The sequence below is a fragment of the Haemophilus sp. oral taxon 851 str. F0397 genome (assembly GCF_000242295.1).
Classification (GTDB): Bacteria; Pseudomonadota; Gammaproteobacteria; order Enterobacterales; family Pasteurellaceae; genus Haemophilus.
Genome location: NZ_JH591067.1, coordinates 25,702 through 42,210, shown reverse-complemented (window position 1 = coordinate 42,210; position 16,509 = coordinate 25,702). Strand labels below are relative to the sequence as shown.

Below are 16,509 nucleotides of genomic sequence, written 5' to 3'. Positions count from 1 at the left end.
AATGGCTACTCCACAAATTCTCGTTGTTGAAGATGAAATCGTTACCCGAAATACGCTTAAAGGGATTTTTGAAGCGGAAGGGTATGATGTGCTTGAAGCAGAAAATGGCGCAGAGATGCATCACATGTTAGAAAACCACAATATAAATTTGGTTGTAATGGATATTAATTTACCGGGTAAAAACGGTTTATTATTAGCAAGAGAGCTCCGCGAAGAACTTAACTTGCCACTTATTTTCTTAACTGGTCGTGATAATGAAGTCGATAAAATTCTAGGGCTAGAAATCGGTGCTGACGATTATTTAACCAAACCTTTTAACCCTCGAGAATTGACTATCCGTGCACGAAATTTATTGCATCGCACAATGCCACATCAAGAAAAAGAAAATACATTTGGTCGAGAATTCTATCGTTTTAATGGCTGGAAATTAGATTTAAATAGTCACAGTTTAATTACGCCAGAAGGTCAAGAATTTAAACTTCCTCGCAGTGAATTTCGTGCAATGCTACATTTCTGTGAAAATCCAGGAAAATTACAAACCCGCGAAGAATTACTAAAAAAAATGACTGGACGTGAATTGAAACCTCAGGATCGTACCGTAGATGTCACAATTCGACGCATTAGAAAACATTTTGAAGATCATCCTAATACCCCAAATATCATTATGACGGTACATGGTGAAGGATATCGTTTTTGTGGGGATATAGAATAAAGTCATTATTTCTATCAACTGAGAGACTATTTTAAAATTCCTTTTTGAAATTAATTTCCCATTTTGATAGAATCCATACGCTTTTATTGTGATTATCACAATGAAAAGTGAGTTCGGATGAAGGTAGCTGGAGAGCGGGGAATTGACCCCACACCGACGATGTAAAATCTTTCAGGTGCGATGGCAGGGACTGTTACTGGACGAACCCTTGGAGAGATCCATTTTAGAAATGGACGCCGAAGGCGCAAAAGAGCGGTTAATTTTTTAATCGTTTTTCAAACGCTCAGGCAAAAGGACAGGGGCAAAAGACAATCTATCGTAAGTGTGGAAATTATCTATCTTTTCACCGCACTTTCTTTTCCATTGTATCTTTTCGTCTTCTTGTCGTGTTTATTTTTGATTTAAACGACGAGGAATCACATGACAATTGAGTCAATTCTTTCAGCTATTGATAGCTTTATTTGGGGCGCACCGCTACTCATACTCTTATCGGGCACAGGGCTCTATTTAACGCTACGTTTAGGCTTTATTCAAATTCGCTATTTACCACGTGCATTGGGCTATTTATTTAAAAAAGATAAAGGTGGAAAAGGTGATGTCTCATCTTTTGCCGCACTTTGTACCGCATTAGCAGCAACGATCGGAACTGGGAATATTGTGGGTGTTGCAACTGCTGTACAAGCAGGTGGACCTGGCGCTATTTTTTGGATGTGGTTGGTCGCCTTGTTAGGAATGGCAACAAAATATGCCGAATGTTTACTTGCGGTTAAATACCGTGTTCGCGATAAAAATGGCTTTATGGCTGGCGGCCCAATGTATTACATTGAACGCGGGCTAGGCATCAAATGGCTAGCAAAATTATTTGCATTATTTGGTGTAATGGTTGCCTTTTTTGGGATCGGTACATTCCCACAGGTCAATGCGATTACCCATGCAATGCAAGATACTTTTAATATTCCTGTTTTAGTTACTGCAATTATTGTGACGCTTTTAGTCGGCTTAATCATTCTTGGTGGTGTAAAACGCATCGCAACTGCATCATCGGTAATTGTGCCGTTTATGGCGATTTTATACGTCACAACTTCACTGGTTATTATCCTTTTAAATATAGAAAAAGTACCAGATGCGATCTCATTAATTATTTATAGTGCTTTTAATCCGCAAGCTGCGCTAGGTGGGGCTGTTGGCTTCACTGTAATGAAGGCTATTCAATCAGGCGTCGCTCGAGGTATTTTCTCCAATGAATCTGGTTTAGGAAGCGCACCAATTGCAGCTGCAGCGGCACAAACTCGTGAGCCTGTTCGCCAAGGCTTAATTTCTATGACAGGAACATTCTTGGATACCATCATCGTTTGTACAATGACAGGTATTGTATTAGTGTTAACAGGCGCTTGGAATAACCCTGAATTAGCGGGTGCAACAGTCACAAACTACGCCTTTGCACAAGGTTTAGGGGCATCAATTGGCGCAACGATTGTAACCGTCGGTTTATTATTCTTTGCATTCACAACTATTTTAGGCTGGTGTTACTATGGTGAACGTTGCTTTGTTTATCTCGTTGGGATTCGTGGCGTAAAACTATATCGTTTAGCTTATATTGTGTTGGTAGGGTTAGGCTCATTCTTACACTTAAATTTAATATGGATTATCGCTGATATCGTAAATGGTTTAATGGCCTTTCCAAATCTCATCGCACTCATTGGATTGCGAAAAGTTGTGATTGAAGAAACAAAAGATTATTTCCAACGCTTGAAAATAAATCATCACGATCAAGATGAAATCGTAGAATAATCAAATGAAAAAAGGTATGGATACAATCAATATTCACACCTTTTTTCTTATCACAATCTCTCATCTTAACAACTTATCTTAGAAAGAAAAGCAGCTTTTTTCAGAAATTAGACATAGATCATATTTTTAAAAATTACTTTGACATTTCCTCTTAAAGCCCTTGAAAACCCGAATTAAGAAAGCTATTTTGTAGTTAAAGAAAACTGTAAATCACGCAACAAAGAGGTAAATGCTATGACACTTAATATCACCAGCAAACAAATGGAAATCACCCCTGCAATTCGTGAACACGTGGAGGAAAGACTCGCGAAATTAGGTAAATGGCAAACACAGTTAATTAACCCCCATTTTGTTTTAAACAAAGTACCGAATGGATTTACTGTAGAAGCATCTATTGGCACGCCACTGGGCAATTTATTGGCAAGTGCAACCTCAGATGATATGTATAAAGCAATTAATGAAGTTGAGGAAAAATTGGAACGCCAGCTTAATAAACTTCAACATAAAAGTGAATCTCGTCGAGCAGATGAACGCTTAAAAGATTCGTTTGAAAGCTAATATTGAAAATAAACTAAACAAAGAAAAGCAAAAGAGCGGTGAAATTTTTCACCGCTCTTTTTTCTTAACTAGGATTAGATTTGTGTTAAATCTACATTTTTAGTTTCTTTTGACGCTAATAATGCCAATAGGGTCATGAGTGCATTGATTGCTAAATAAATACCTACGCCCATCACACCAAATGATGCATTAATTTTTAAAGAAATCATCGCCGCAATCGTTGCACCAATAATGGATGCCAAATTATAGGCGAGAGATGCGCCTGAATAACGCACTTCCGTTGGAAATAATTCTGGTAATAGCGCAGCCATTGGACCAAATGTCATCCCCATGATCGCCATACCAATTACTAAAAATGCAAATACACTCATTGGTGTACCATTTTCTAAGAAGAATGGCATGGTTAAACCGAGCACACCAACAGCTACAGTCACCCAAATTAACCATTTACGGCGACCAATTTTATCGGCATAAACACCAGAAATACTGATAAAGATACCAAATACAATAGCACTAATTAATAACAAGCCAGTAAATGTATTTGCTGGGATACCTAAGCCAAGCGCATAACCTGCTTCAGAAAGCTTTGGTGCTGTTCGAGAATATGCCTGAGCAAAAGCCGTCATAATGTAAAACAGAGAATAAGTTGCCACCATGATAAATGTGCCAATAACCATTGGTTTTAAGTGTTTAGTAAAAACAACACTCACTGGTGCATTCAATTTTTTCCCTTTTTGCTCCGCTTCCACAAATACATGGCTTTCGTGCAAAGTTAAGCGAACATATAAGCCAACCGCAACTAATAAAACAGAAGATACAAACGGAATACGCCATGCCCATTCCACAAGCGCATCTTGACCGAGGAAATAGCTAACTAAGAAAAATGTTGCATTCGCTACAAATAAGCCAATTGGCGCACCTAATTGAGGGAAAGTACCGTACCAAGCTCGTTTGCCTTCTGGCGCATTTTCTGTGGCGACTAAAGCTGCACCGCCCCATTCACCACCGAGTCCAATACCTTGACCAACACGGCATACGCAAAGCAAAATTGGCGCCCAGATACCGATTTGAGCATAGTTAGGAAGTAAGCCAATTACTACCGTTGAACCACCCATTAAAACAAGGGAGGCAACCAAGGTTTTTTTACGACCAATTTTATCGCCGAAGTGACCAAATAATGCCGAACCAATAGGACGTGCAAAAAATGCAAGCGCAAGCGTAGAAAGAGAAAGTAAATCATTAGAAAGCGGATCATCGCTATGGAAAAATTGCGTATTGAAAACTAATACAGCGGCAGCCGCATAAATATAATAATCAAAAAATTCGATTGCAGTACCGACCATCGAGGCTAACGCCACTTTCATCGGATTATTACGAAGTTGTGTAGACATTGTGTTTCCTTAGTAGTTTATTATAAAGAGAAAGGATTGAATCCTAGCATTTTAACTAAGGTCTAGCAATTTTTAATATGCAATTTTCTATTTTTTCAGAGAAATATTTTGAATTTTCTAAATGTGAGTTATGCCCAGCGGAAGGAATGGTTACTAAATTAATTTGATTTTCTTTGGCTAAAACTTGGAACTTATGATCTCGTTCCCCACAAAAATAAAAAAATGGCAAAGAACTTAACCGCACTTTTTCACTAAAATCAGGTTGTTTAGATAGACTTGTCGCCAGCAGCATCTTGCCAATATTTTCACCGCAATTTGATTTTCGTTTTTCAACTAACTGCAGTCTTTCTTCTGCGGTCAAATGAGAAAACACGGGCTGTTGATACCAATCATTTAATACATTTTCTGGCGATTCTTGTATAAAACGTTGCGCCCACTCAAAATCCTGCTTAAAACGGGCCTGCTTTTCTTCGTTGGTTTTTAAACCTAGATTCACCCCTTCTAAAATAACACCTTGCAAATTAGAGCGTTCCACCTGAGCTTTCAGCGCATAGTACAAAGCGCTCCGTCCACCTAGAGAATACCCAACAAGAAAATACGGTTCATTTTTCACCGCACTTTTAATTTGCTGAGCCAAATACTCCGCCGTTTCTTCAAAATTTGTGACTTCAATATCTTTAGCTTGCCCGTGAAAAGGCAAATCTAACGCAATACAATTAAAGTGCGGTAGATTTTCAATAACTTTTTGCCAGTCCTCTTTTGTACCAAGAAGTCCGTGAAGAAAAATGATGTTTATCATTGAAGGGATTATTGATAGAAATAATAAAATATGGCGGGGCTAAAGCCCACCTACAGAATACTTAAGCACCAATCACGGCGTGACTAATTTGCTCGATTAAGCGTTTATATAAACCGCTACCATCACTCGGATTCGTTTTAATTTCAATTAACGTTGCCTTGCGACGACTATAAGCCTGTTTCACAACAGAATTGAGATCTGCCCAAGTATAAGGATGAGCGTATTTAAGATCGAACATTGCCGCGATTTGAGAAAAATCGCCATTATGCGGTAATCGGTAGAACTGATCTTTGACTTGTTCATCCACAGGTAACATATCAAAAATTGCGCCGCCATTATTATTGATCACAAAGATTACAGTTGGTTGCGTAACATTTTTGAATAATGCGAAAGAATTCAAATCATATAAAGTGGACGTATCGCCAATCACTGCAACAACAGGTTTATTTGAACCAATACCAATTCCAGCAGCCGTAGCCAACAAACCATCAATTCCACTTGCGCCACGATTGGTATAAACAGGGTAACTTTCTGGTAATTGAGTTAGCGCATCAACCAGACGAACAAGTAAACTATTACCTAAAAATAAAACACCGTTATAAGGTAAAAGTGTTGGTAAACGTAATGCGAGCGAGGCTTCCGTTAAATTTCCGCCTACTTGCTGTTCAATAAAGGTCGCACAGAACTTAGATAAAGCTAACGGCTCAAGCAACCAAGGCTTTTGGCGTAAAGGAGGATGTGCACGCAACCAATGATGTACTTTAGCATTAAATCTTGTCAATGAATGATGGTAAGGATCTAGTGCTTTACCACTTTGTTCAACCAACCAAAATTCACCTTTAAACGCCTGTAAGAATTGATTAATTCGTTTACTAATAAAGCGTGCACCAAATTGAATAACAATATCAGCTTGCAGAAGCTTTTCACGAACAGTTTGATTCGCTAGCCAAATATCTTCATAAGGCGTCGTTGGAACAACACCAGATTGAATATCCGTCAGTAACACCCAGCCCATTGCACTTGCCCAAGAGTTAATGCCCATAGCTTGTTCTGCAGGTAATTGACCAACCACAACGACACCACGTTTGGTACGCCAATGATCCCAATTTTCATGCATTAATACTTCGTTCTGTTGCGCTTCCACATTCATCCAAGGCTTAGTTTGAATTAACCAGCGTTGTAACGGCTGCAGCCAAGTGTGAGAATCGACTTCCTCATCAGTTGCATCATACAGTGGCTCGTCAAATGGTACATTAATATGAACAACGCCACCTTGTTGTTTTTGTTGGAAGGCAGCCTGTTCAAGTAGAGAAATTAACCACTGCGCAGAATAATCCGTATTCGGTTTAGGTAAATTAACATTTGCAACTGGATACTGACCGAACATATTTTGCTGTAAAATGGCCTGATTTGCACCGCACTCCCAAAGTTCTGGTGGACGATCCGCAGTTAAAACAAATAAATTCACACCTGTTTGGCGTGCTTCAATAATGGCAGGATAAAGGTTTGCAGTTGCCGTGCCTGATGTCACAATAATGGCAACAGGTGATTGAGTTGCCTTAGCAATACCCAAAGCAAAAAAACCTAAACCACGTTCATCAAAATGTGTATGACAAGTGACCGAACCCGCATTTTGCAAACGTACAGCTTCAAGAGTTAAAGGTGTCGAACGCGAACCTGGCGCGATACAAACGTGAGAAACGCCTTGGCGCACCAAGGTTTCTAAAATCACTTTCGACCAACAACGATTAAACACGCTTACCGACATTTTTTTCTCCGTTATCATTTTTCTTCTGCAAACAAGGAAATTAACCCTGCTGCTTTACGTTCAATTTCTTTCCATTCTTCCAATGGCTGCGAGCCCGCCACTATGCCCGCACCAGCAAATACACGAATACGATGACCTTCAATAAAGGCAGAACGAATCGCTACACAAAACTCTGAACATTCATCGCTCATCACGCCCAATGTTCCCGCATACCAGCCACGATCAAAGGTTTCTATTTCTGACAAAATTATTTTGGCCTGTTGCTGTGGCAAACCAGATACTGCAGCTGTAGGATGAATCGCTTTTAATATATTTACATCTGCATAATGTGCGGTCAAATTTGCACGAATTTTACGAATCAAATGTTGTACTTTGCGTAACGGTTTCAATTCTACATTGCTTACATCAAAACTTTCTACTTGATTACGTAAATTCTGCGAAATATCTTCTACGACCAACCAATTTTCTTTTAAATTTTTCTCGTCATTTAACAACCAATTAGCTTGAGATTGCGTTTCTTCCTCACTTTCAGAAACTGATGCGGTCCCTGCCAAAGCTTCGGTTAGCAACAAGTTATACTCACGAACAAATAGGCGTTCTGGCGTAGAACCAACAAAAACTGAATGAGGATTTTCAGCCCACAAAAAATGATAACAACCTTGATTTTGTTTTTCGCTTTCTGCTAAAAAATCGTACGCATTAATCGCTTGCTTTAAATGAAAAGTGGTTTCATTGGCTAATACAATTTTTGTCAGTTCTCCACTTTTAATTTCTACCAAAGCCTGATTTACCCAATCACACCAAGTTCTTTCGTTAGCTCGAGGCCCTGTATGCAAAGGAATTTGTTTTGGCAAAGCAGAAAGTGCGGTGATATTTTCAAAAGTTTTTAGGTGGGCTAAGGTATCATTAGCACTTTGTTCATCTTTCACAAAAAATGATACCAACGCGCCTTTCTCATCCTGTTCAACAAGAATTTTGGGTAATACAAATTGTGCGGTACCTTGAAATTTCAAACCACCTACCAGTGGAAAACCACTTTCTTCAATAAACTCTTGCGCTAAATTTAACTGTGAAAATGACCGCACTTCACCAATAGCAGCTAATGCTTTTGCTTCATCTCGAAAATGTAAATAAAATTGTGGATACGCAGATTGACCTTTCAGCCACGCCAACAAATCGACCTTGTCCAGTTTCACCTGAAAACGGACAAGTTCATTCGTTGATTGCTGTAAATATGCGTGAATTTGCGATTTTAACTCGCCTATTGCCTGCGCTAAATAACTCATTAGATTTTGTTTTAAATACACAAAAAATTAGCCGTATTCTACCGCAGATTGTTAATGACAAAAAATTTTTTTACAAAATCTTTTCAATATTGAAAATTCAGCGTAAATTAACCGCAATTTTCTCGAAAAATTTATTAGAAACAAAAGGATTTCACTATGCGATTATTCCCAAAATCCGACAAATTAGAACACGTATGTTATGACATTCGCGGACCAGTGCACAAAGAAGCACTACGCTTAGAAGAAGAAGGCAATAAAATTTTAAAACTTAATATCGGCAATCCCGCACCTTTCGGCTTTGAAGCACCTGATGAAATTTTGGTTGACGTATTACGTAATTTGCCGTCAGCGCAAGGCTACTGTGATTCAAAAGGTTTATATTCTGCTCGTAAAGCCATTGTTCAATATTATCAATCAAAAGGGATTCACGGTGCGACCGTCAATGATGTATATATTGGCAACGGCGTATCTGAGCTTATCACAATGGCTATGCAAGCATTACTCAATGATGGCGATGAAGTACTCGTGCCGATGCCTGATTATCCGCTTTGGACTGCTGCGGTAACACTTTCTGGCGGTAAAGCCGTTCATTACCTTTGTGATGAAGAAGCAAATTGGTTCCCCGCTATTGATGATATTAAAGCGAAAGTGAATGCGAAAACTAAAGCGATTGTCATCATCAACCCGAACAACCCAACGGGTGCAGTGTATAGCAAAGAATTATTACAAGAAATTGTAGAAATCGCTCGCCAAAATAATTTGATTATCTTCGCTGACGAAATCTACGACAAAATTTTATATGATGGCGCAGTACATCATCATATTGCCGCACTTGCTCCTGATTTATTAACCGTTACTCTGAATGGTTTGTCAAAAGCTTATCGAGTTGCAGGCTTCCGCCAAGGTTGGATGATTTTAAACGGCCCAAAACATAATGCGAAAGGTTATATTGAAGGCTTGGATATGCTGGCATCAATGCGTTTATGCGCTAACGTACCAATGCAACATGCAATTCAAACCGCACTTGGTGGCTATCAAAGTATTAATGAGTTTATTTTGCCAGGCGGTCGATTACTTGAGCAACGTAATAAAGCCTATGATCTCATCACTCAAATTCCGGGTATTACTTGCGTGAAACCTATGGGGGCGATGTATATGTTCCCGAAAATTGATGTGAAAAAATTCAATATTCACAGTGATGAAAAAATGGTACTGGATTTACTCCGCCAAGAAAAAGTACTACTTGTGCACGGTAAAGGATTTAATTGGCATTCGCCAGATCACTTCCGTGTTGTCACCCTTCCTTATGTGAATCAACTTGAAGAAGCCATTACAAAATTAGCAAGATTTTTGTCGGATTACCGTCAATAATGTATGCTTTGACAAAATTACAAAGGGGACTGAATGTCCCCTTTTTTATTATAAATTTCAAAAATAAAGTGCGGTCATTTTTTTGACTAAATTTATTTAGCCATTTTTATCTTTAGCGGCTTTATAAAGCTCCATCGCTTCAGGTAATAAACGTTGTAAGTTTTCTTGACGAGACTGATCACTAGGATGAGTAGAAGCTAACACATCAAGAGCCCCTCGAGAACCACCAGACACTTTTGCCATTTTTTGCCACAATCCTGGCGCTACCTGTGGGTTGTATCCAGAACGAGCCATTAACATTAGTCCGACTTCATCTGCTTCAGTTTCAGCGCTACGAGAATAAGGTTTGTCTAAAGCAAAATCTTTAGTAAGCGAAACCAAATCAGTCACATCCGTCCCTACTGCAATAGATAATGCTGTTCCTCCAATGGCACCAACAATATTACTCACGGTTCCAAAGTTAGTTTTAGCTTTACCATGCTCTTTTAATGCATGAGCCATTTCATGCCCCATTACAACTGCGATTTCATTATCATTAAGTTGTAAAGTATCAACTAACCCAGTATAGAACGCCATTTTACCGCCTGGCATAGCCCAAGCATTCAATTCTTTTGACTTAATAACATTAATTTGCCAGTTAAACTGCTGTCCAGTTTCATTAGCTTGGTTTGCATAATTCACCATTTTATGAAACACATGGTGAATTCGTTTTGCAGTATTTGATGAAGTATCAATTGCACCATGAGTACGAATTTTTCCCATTTCTTGTGCATAACTACTCGCAGCCTCTCGATTTATAGAAGCCGAATCAGCACAAGCCGTTATAAGTGAACTAGCTAATAGCGCAAAAGCAAAACTTTTCAGTTGTTTTTTCATAAGTTATCCTTTTTTGAACTGAAGCAGATTATATAAATTTATTATTTTTTGTCGATATAAATATATTGCACTTTCCTTTTGCACTACTATAATAGTGCAAATTTATTTTAGAGGCATTTTATGACACAACAAAGATCACCTTCTCTCTTGGGCGGTGCTATGATCATCGCTGGTACAGCTATTGGTGCAGGCATGCTGGCTAACCCAACTTCAACGTCTGGTGTATGGTTTATTGGTTCGATTCTGGCTTTAATTTATACTTGGTTTTGTATGACAACATCAGGATTAATGATCCTAGAAGCTAATCTACATTATCCAACAGGTTCAAGTTTTGACACCATCGTTAAAGATTTATTAGGAAAAAGTTGGAATATTATCAACGGCCTTTCCGTTGCTTTCGTCTTGTATATTTTGACTTATGCCTATATAACCTCAGGCGGAGGCATTACACAAAATCTACTCAACCAAGCATTCAGTTCTGCTGAAAGTACGGTGGATATTGGAAGAACTTCAGGATCTTTAATTTTCTGTCTTATCCTTGCAGCCTTCGTGTGGCTTTCAACCAAAGCTGTGGATCGTTTCACAACCGTGTTAATTGTCGGGATGGTTGTCGCGTTTTTCCTTTCTACTACTGGTTTATTAAGCTCTGTAAAAACAGAAGTTTTATTCAATACCGTTGCTGAAGGCGATCAAACATATTTACCTTATTTATTCACCGCACTTCCAGTTTGCTTGGTGTCTTTTGGTTTCCACGGAAATGTGCCGAGCTTAGTAAAATATTACAATCGTGATGGTCGCCGAGTCATGAAATCAATCTTTATCGGTACGGGATTAGCACTTGTGATTTATGTTTTATGGCAACTTGCTGTGCAAGGCAATTTACCACGCAACGAATTTGCCCCAGTAATTGAAAAAGGCGGCGATGTTTCCGCATTACTAGAGGCGTTACATAAATATATTGAAGTAGAATACCTTGCCGTCGCATTAAATTTCTTTGCTTATATGGCAATTGCTACGTCATTCTTAGGCGTAACTTTAGGCTTATTTGACTATATTGCGGATCTGTTTAAATTTGATGACAGATTGTTAGGACGAACAAAAACTACGTTGGTGACATTTTTACCACCGCTATTATTAAGTTTACAATTCCCTTATGGCTTTGTGATTGCCATTGGTTATGCAGGATTAGCAGCAACCATTTGGGCTGCAATCGTACCTGCACTTCTTGCTAAAGCAAGCCGTCAAAAATTCCCACAAGCGAGTTATAAAGTTTACGGTGGCAATTTTATGATTGGCTTTGTGATCTTATTCGGTGTGTTAAACATTGTGGCACAAGTCGGCGCAAACTTAGGATGGTTTGCCAATTTCACAGGATAAGTTTTACTCGATACAATAAGGGCGTATATCATGCGCCCTTTTTATTTGTAATATAGGATACGAGATGAATAATAAAACTAGCGTTTATGACAAAGAAAACTTCTTTGATCTTTATCAGAAACTCCGCGCAAATCCAATTAGTCTCAATGAAATTGTCGAAAAGCCCACCATGCTCTCATTATTGCCTGATTTAAAAGGGAAAAAATTACTCGATTTAGGCTGTGGCACGGGAGGGCATTTACAACTTTATCTAGAACGAGGCGCGGCTAAAGTGATTGGAACCGATCTTTCAGAAAAAATGCTCGAACAAGCTGAAAAAGATCTACAAAAGTGCGGTGAATTTTCAGGGCGTTTTTCCTTATATCACTTACCAATGGAAAAATTAGCTGAGTTACCAGAACGTCATTTTGATGTGATTACTAGCTCTTTCGCCTTTCATTATATTGAAAATTTTCCAGCATTATTATCAGCCATCCATAACAAACTCTCGTCTAATGGCATATTGGTTTTCTCACAAGAACACCCAATAACCACCTGCCACAAAGAAGGTGATCGCTGGGAAAAAAATGACAAAAAACAGCAAGTTGCTTATCGTTTAAATCATTATCGAGAAGAAGGAAAACGCGATAGAAATTGGTTCAAACAGCCGTTTCAAACCTATCATCGAACAACAGCGACAATTATCAATAATTTAATTCATGCAGGGTTTCAAATCGAGCAAATGGAAGAACCAATGCTTGCCGATCAACCGCAATGGCATAATGAATTTAAAGATTTATCCCACCGCCCACCATTGTTATTTATCAAAGCAAGAAAAGTAGAGAAATAAACAAAATAAACTGGTTTTTAACCGCACTTTATGGTATAAATCGCCCCGCTGTTTTTGCCTTTCAAAAGCAGCTTTTTAATTACTAACAACACACACATATCAACAAGGCTTAATCGGGGTGCCAAACGGTCGATTAGCTGATATGTGGAGGCTCAACCCCAACAAAAGGAAAATATTATGGCACAAGTTTCAATGCGCGACATGATCAACGCAGGCGTACACTTCGGACACCAAACTCGTTACTGGAACCCACAAATGAAACCTTTCATTTTTGGTGCTCGTAACGGTGTTCACATCATCAACTTAGAAAAAACTTTACCTTTATTCAACGAAGCTTTAGCGGAATTAACTCGCATTGCTAGCAACAACGGTAAAGTATTATTCGTTGGTACAAAACGTGCAGCATCTGAAGCAGTTCAAGCAGCAGCATTAGATTGTCAGCAATATTACGTAAACCACCGTTGGTTAGGTGGTATGTTGACTAACTGGAAAACCGTTCGTCAATCAATTAAACGTTTAAAAGATTTAGAAACCCAATCTCAAGACGGTACTTTTGATAAATTAACCAAAAAAGAAGCGTTAATGCGTAGCCGTGAGATGGAAAAACTTGAATTAAGCCTTGGCGGTATCAAAGATATGGGTGGCTTACCAGATGCGTTATTCGTTATCGGTGCTGACCACGAACATATCGCAGTTAAAGAAGCAAACAACCTAGGTATTCCTGTATTTGCTATCGTTGATACTAACTCAACTCCAGCTGGCGTAGATTTCGTTATCCCAGGTAACGATGATGCGACTCGTGCTATCCAACTTTACGTTTCTGCAGCTGCAGCAGCGGTTAAAGAAGGTCGTGGTAACGAAGCTCAAGTTGCTGAAGAATTAGCAGCTGACGCAGAATAATTTAAGTTTTACAATAAGGCGAAGCCCTTTAATAATCAAACGATTAATTGGCATAGGGGCTAAAATTTAGCCCCTATATTTTTATCTAAAAGTGCGGTCAAAATAAACCGCATTTTCGACAGAGGATTTTTAAAATGGCTGAAATCACAGCATCATTAGTAAAAGAACTTCGTGAACGTACCGGCGCAGGTATGATGGAATGTAAAAAAGCATTAGTTGAAGCAAACGGTGATATCGAGTTAGCAATCGACAACATGCGTAAATCTGGTCAAGCTAAAGCAGCTAAAAAAGCAGGCCGTGTTGCAGCTGAAGGTGTTATCCTTGCTCGTGTAGAAAATGGTTTCGGTGTATTAGTTGAAATGAACTGTGAAACTGATTTCGTAGCAAAAGATGCTGGTTTCTTAGGTTTAGCAAACGAAGTAGCTGATTTCGCAGCAGCAAACAAAGGTACAACTATCAAAGCATTACAAGCACAATTCGAAGAAAAACGTGCTGCATTAGTCGCTAAAATCGGTGAGAACATGAATATTCGTCGTGTTGCTTACTTAGATGGTCAAGTAATTGCCCAATACTTACATGGCGCAAAAATCGGTGTATTAGTTGCGGGTGAAGGTTCAGCTGACGAACTTAAAAAAGTAGCAATGCACGTAGCGGCATCTAAACCTGAATTCGTAAATCCAGAAGATGTATCAGCAGAAGTAGTTGAACACGAACGCCAAATCCAAATCGACATCGCTGTTAACTCTGGCAAACCAAAAGAAATCGCAGAGAAAATGGTTGAAGGTCGTATGAAGAAATTCACTGGTGAAGTTTCATTAACAGGACAACCATTTGTAATGGATCCTTCTGTATCAGTAGGCGACTTCTTAAAATCAGTAAACACTTCTGTTTCTAACTTCATCCGTTTAGAAGTTGGTGAAGGTATCGAGAAAAAAGAAGAAGACTTTGCTGCTGAAGTAGCAAAAATCACTGGCGGTAACGCGTAATTCTTTAAAGATAACGATATGTTAATAAGCCCAACTTAAGTTGGGCTTATTTGTTTTATAGGATAAGTTGTGCTTAATTAACGGACTTAAACTTTTTAGTTACGTTTAGTAAAATAAAAAATCTACACTTTAATAGTAAACTTTTAAAATGTGGATTTTGTCATAAAACTTCAGAAAAAATTAAGAAACTTTCTTTTCTAACGCTTTTAAACGTTTATTTATTCCATCAATACCTAACGTCAGTGCCGCTGTTTTACGCCATTCTTTATTCGTTTGCAATGGAATACCAGAGGAATATACGCCAGGCTCTGTAATTGGGCGCATAACCATTCCCATTCCAGTAATCGTGACTTTATCACAAATTTCCATATGGCCATTAATCACACTTGCACCGCCAATTAAGCAATAGCGCCCAACAGTCAAGCTACCCGCCATGATAACGCCACCAGCAACCGCTGTACCTGTGCCGATATGAACATTATGTGCAATTTGACAAAGGTTATCGATAATAACGTTGTCTTCAATAATTGTTGCATCTAATGCGCCTCTATCGATACAGGTATTTGCACCAATTTCAACATTATTACCAATTATTACTTGACCTACTTGTGGAATTTTAATCCAGCGGCCACGATCATTTGCGTAACCAAAACCATCACTACCGATGACTGTTCCTGATTGAATTAAGCAATTAGTGCCAATCTCAACGTTATGGTAAACAGTTACATTAGCCCAAAGTTGAGTGCCTGAACCTATCTTGGTATTTTTACCAACAAAGCAATTTGGACCAATGATCACATTATCACCAAGTACGACACCTTCCTCAATCACTGTATTGGAGCCAATTGAAACATTCTCACCTAAAGAAGCACTATCAAAAATTACCGCACTTTTTGCAATGCCTTGCGCAGCCTTTGGTGTGCTATCCATATATTGACCCAAAATTGCGTAAGCTACATAAGGATCTTTAACAATAAGTAAATTGCTTTCTGAAGAACAGTATTCGACATCCTCTTCAGAAACAACCAAAATTCCTGCTTTAGAATCTTTCAATAATGCACGAAATTTTGCATTAGAAATAAAAGTAAGTTGATTTGATTGGGCTTTATCGAGTGGAGAGATATTCTCAACAACAACATCGGCGTTACCGCGAACGGTAGCGCCGATTTGAGTTGCCAATTCTTGTAAAGAATAGGATTTTTGCATTATGAGAACCTATTATTTTTTCTCTTCTGCTTTAGCAGGTGCTGATTTTTCACTAGCAGGAATAGATTTTAATACTTCTTCTGTGATGTCTTTACCCTCTACCGCAAATACAACTGAATTTGCATCAAGCACATAAGTATAACCTTTAGCTTTTGCTAAATTATTTGTCGCAGTTTGAATACTATCTAATAATTTACCACGCTCTTCTGCTTGACGTTTTTCATTTTGTGCTTGGAATTCCTGAACTTTTTTATCTTGTTCCTGCATTAATTTTTGTAATTCAGCATCTTCAGCCGCGCCTAATTTATTAATTTCCTCTTGGCGTTTTTGAATATCAGCTTGACGTAAACGAGGCGCGTCTTTTTCTAAAGCTGCAACTTTTGCTTCTACTTTTTTACGCGCAGCTGCGATTTTATCATCAACTTCTTTTTTACTTGCAGCTAATTTCTCAGCTACAGGCTTAAATTCAGCATCAAGTTTATCCGCTACCGCTTGGCGATCTGGGTGATTTTGGAAAATATAACCTGCATTAATGAAAGCAATTTTTTCTTCCGCTGCAGCATAACCTGAAGCAAGCGCGATGCCTAAAGCAAGTGCGGTTACTTTTGCGATGTTTTTCATTTGATAAATATCCTTAATTAAATAGTGGTTTGTTTAAT

15 protein-coding genes and 1 riboswitch are annotated in these 16,509 nt (G+C 38.6%); of the genes, 8 read left to right on the top strand and 7 right to left on the bottom strand.

Going from position 1 to position 16,509, the window contains the following annotated elements:
* Position 1: 1 nt before the first annotated feature.
* The 3 genes from arcA (at position 2) to raiA (ending at position 3,061) form a co-directional block, all read left to right on the top strand.
* Positions 2-712 carry a two-component system response regulator ArcA gene (arcA, locus tag HMPREF9096_RS07730; protein ID WP_005627543.1) on the top strand — a complete coding sequence of 237 codons (711 nt, stop codon included), beginning with the start codon at positions 2-4 and terminating at the stop codon, positions 710-712.
* Between the two features lie 198 nt (positions 713-910).
* A riboswitch (glycine riboswitch) is annotated at positions 911-1,021 on the top strand.
* A gap of 111 nt (positions 1,022-1,132) precedes the next feature.
* Positions 1,133-2,503, top strand: a complete 1,371-nt coding sequence (locus HMPREF9096_RS07735) for a sodium:alanine symporter family protein (RefSeq protein WP_009499740.1) — start codon at positions 1,133-1,135, stop codon at positions 2,501-2,503.
* A gap of 234 nt (positions 2,504-2,737) precedes the next feature.
* Positions 2,738-3,061 carry a ribosome-associated translation inhibitor RaiA gene (raiA, locus tag HMPREF9096_RS07740; protein ID WP_009499739.1) on the top strand — a complete coding sequence of 108 codons (324 nt, stop codon included), beginning with the start codon at positions 2,738-2,740 and terminating at the stop codon, positions 3,059-3,061.
* A gap of 74 nt (positions 3,062-3,135) precedes the next feature.
* On the opposite strand, the gene HMPREF9096_RS07745 is transcribed toward raiA, so the two are convergent.
* The 4 genes from HMPREF9096_RS07745 to HMPREF9096_RS07760 form a co-directional block, all read right to left on the bottom strand.
* A complete protein-coding gene (locus HMPREF9096_RS07745) occupies positions 3,136-4,452 on the bottom strand; it encodes an MFS transporter (RefSeq protein WP_005634220.1) in 1,317 nt (438 codons plus the stop codon).
* Between the two features lie 55 nt (positions 4,453-4,507).
* Entirely contained in the window at positions 4,508-5,251 is a 744-nt protein-coding gene (gene menH, locus HMPREF9096_RS07750) for a 2-succinyl-6-hydroxy-2,4-cyclohexadiene-1-carboxylate synthase (protein ID WP_009499738.1), read from the bottom strand.
* Positions 5,252-5,312: 61 nt separating this feature from the next.
* Positions 5,313-7,019, bottom strand: coding sequence for a 2-succinyl-5-enolpyruvyl-6-hydroxy-3-cyclohexene-1-carboxylic-acid synthase (menD, locus tag HMPREF9096_RS07755; RefSeq protein ID WP_032803227.1), 1,707 nt, complete (start codon positions 7,017-7,019; stop codon positions 5,313-5,315).
* 14 nt (positions 7,020-7,033) lie between these two features.
* Positions 7,034-8,305, bottom strand: coding sequence for an isochorismate synthase (locus HMPREF9096_RS07760; protein WP_009499736.1), 1,272 nt, complete (start codon positions 8,303-8,305; stop codon positions 7,034-7,036).
* 156 nt (positions 8,306-8,461) lie between these two features.
* Between HMPREF9096_RS07760 and HMPREF9096_RS07765 the strand changes: the two genes are divergently transcribed.
* Positions 8,462-9,676, top strand: coding sequence for a pyridoxal phosphate-dependent aminotransferase (locus HMPREF9096_RS07765; RefSeq protein WP_005637314.1), 1,215 nt, complete (start codon positions 8,462-8,464; stop codon positions 9,674-9,676).
* 96 nt (positions 9,677-9,772) lie between these two features.
* Here HMPREF9096_RS07765 and HMPREF9096_RS07770 read toward each other — a convergent pair whose 3' ends face one another.
* Positions 9,773-10,552 (bottom strand): M48 family metallopeptidase, encoded by a 780-nt coding sequence (locus tag HMPREF9096_RS07770; protein WP_009499734.1) that lies wholly within the window; start codon positions 10,550-10,552, stop codon positions 9,773-9,775.
* A 120-nt stretch (positions 10,553-10,672) separates the two neighbouring features.
* Between HMPREF9096_RS07770 and mtr the strand changes: the two genes are divergently transcribed.
* The 4 genes from mtr (at position 10,673) to tsf (ending at position 14,644) form a co-directional block, all read left to right on the top strand.
* Positions 10,673-11,929, top strand: coding sequence for a tryptophan permease (mtr, locus tag HMPREF9096_RS07775; protein ID WP_009499733.1), 1,257 nt, complete (start codon positions 10,673-10,675; stop codon positions 11,927-11,929).
* 64 nt (positions 11,930-11,993) lie between these two features.
* Positions 11,994-12,758 carry a class I SAM-dependent methyltransferase gene (locus HMPREF9096_RS07780; protein ID WP_009499732.1) on the top strand — a complete coding sequence of 255 codons (765 nt, stop codon included), beginning with the start codon at positions 11,994-11,996 and terminating at the stop codon, positions 12,756-12,758.
* A 177-nt stretch (positions 12,759-12,935) separates the two neighbouring features.
* Positions 12,936-13,658 (top strand): 30S ribosomal protein S2, encoded by a 723-nt coding sequence (rpsB, locus tag HMPREF9096_RS07785; protein ID WP_005645552.1) that lies wholly within the window; start codon positions 12,936-12,938, stop codon positions 13,656-13,658.
* Between the two features lie 134 nt (positions 13,659-13,792).
* Positions 13,793-14,644, top strand: a complete 852-nt coding sequence (gene tsf / locus HMPREF9096_RS07790; protein ID WP_009499731.1) for a translation elongation factor Ts — start codon at positions 13,793-13,795, stop codon at positions 14,642-14,644.
* A gap of 180 nt (positions 14,645-14,824) precedes the next feature.
* On the opposite strand, the gene lpxD is transcribed toward tsf, so the two are convergent.
* Together lpxD and HMPREF9096_RS07800 are read right to left on the bottom strand one after the other, a co-directional pair.
* Positions 14,825-15,850 (bottom strand): UDP-3-O-(3-hydroxymyristoyl)glucosamine N-acyltransferase, encoded by a 1,026-nt coding sequence (lpxD, locus tag HMPREF9096_RS07795; protein WP_009499730.1) that lies wholly within the window; start codon positions 15,848-15,850, stop codon positions 14,825-14,827.
* A 12-nt stretch (positions 15,851-15,862) separates the two neighbouring features.
* Positions 15,863-16,471: an OmpH family outer membrane protein gene (locus HMPREF9096_RS07800; protein WP_009499729.1), complete on the bottom strand. Its 609-nt coding sequence runs from the start codon at positions 16,469-16,471 to the stop codon at positions 15,863-15,865.
* Positions 16,472-16,509 lie beyond the last annotated feature (38 nt).

Coding starts and splice junctions, on each gene's coding strand:
- HMPREF9096_RS07765 (WP_005637314.1), top strand. CDS start 8,462: ATGCGATTATTCCCAAAATCCGACAAATTAGAACACGTATGTTATGAC.
- lpxD (WP_009499730.1), bottom strand. CDS start 15,850: ATGCAAAAATCCTATTCTTTACAAGAATTGGCAACTCAAATCGGCGCT.
- menH (WP_009499738.1), bottom strand. CDS start 5,251: ATGATAAACATCATTTTTCTTCACGGACTTCTTGGTACAAAAGAGGAC.
- HMPREF9096_RS07780 (WP_009499732.1), top strand. CDS start 11,994: ATGAATAATAAAACTAGCGTTTATGACAAAGAAAACTTCTTTGATCTT.
- tsf (WP_009499731.1), top strand. CDS start 13,793: ATGGCTGAAATCACAGCATCATTAGTAAAAGAACTTCGTGAACGTACC.
- HMPREF9096_RS07735 (WP_009499740.1), top strand. CDS start 1,133: ATGACAATTGAGTCAATTCTTTCAGCTATTGATAGCTTTATTTGGGGC.
- rpsB (WP_005645552.1), top strand. CDS start 12,936: ATGGCACAAGTTTCAATGCGCGACATGATCAACGCAGGCGTACACTTC.
- arcA (WP_005627543.1), top strand. CDS start 2: ATGGCTACTCCACAAATTCTCGTTGTTGAAGATGAAATCGTTACCCGA.
- raiA (WP_009499739.1), top strand. CDS start 2,738: ATGACACTTAATATCACCAGCAAACAAATGGAAATCACCCCTGCAATT.
- menD (WP_032803227.1), bottom strand. CDS start 7,019: ATGTCGGTAAGCGTGTTTAATCGTTGTTGGTCGAAAGTGATTTTAGAA.
- HMPREF9096_RS07770 (WP_009499734.1), bottom strand. CDS start 10,552: ATGAAAAAACAACTGAAAAGTTTTGCTTTTGCGCTATTAGCTAGTTCA.
- HMPREF9096_RS07800 (WP_009499729.1), bottom strand. CDS start 16,471: ATGAAAAACATCGCAAAAGTAACCGCACTTGCTTTAGGCATCGCGCTT.
- HMPREF9096_RS07745 (WP_005634220.1), bottom strand. CDS start 4,452: ATGTCTACACAACTTCGTAATAATCCGATGAAAGTGGCGTTAGCCTCG.
- mtr (WP_009499733.1), top strand. CDS start 10,673: ATGACACAACAAAGATCACCTTCTCTCTTGGGCGGTGCTATGATCATC.
- HMPREF9096_RS07760 (WP_009499736.1), bottom strand. CDS start 8,305: ATGAGTTATTTAGCGCAGGCAATAGGCGAGTTAAAATCGCAAATTCAC.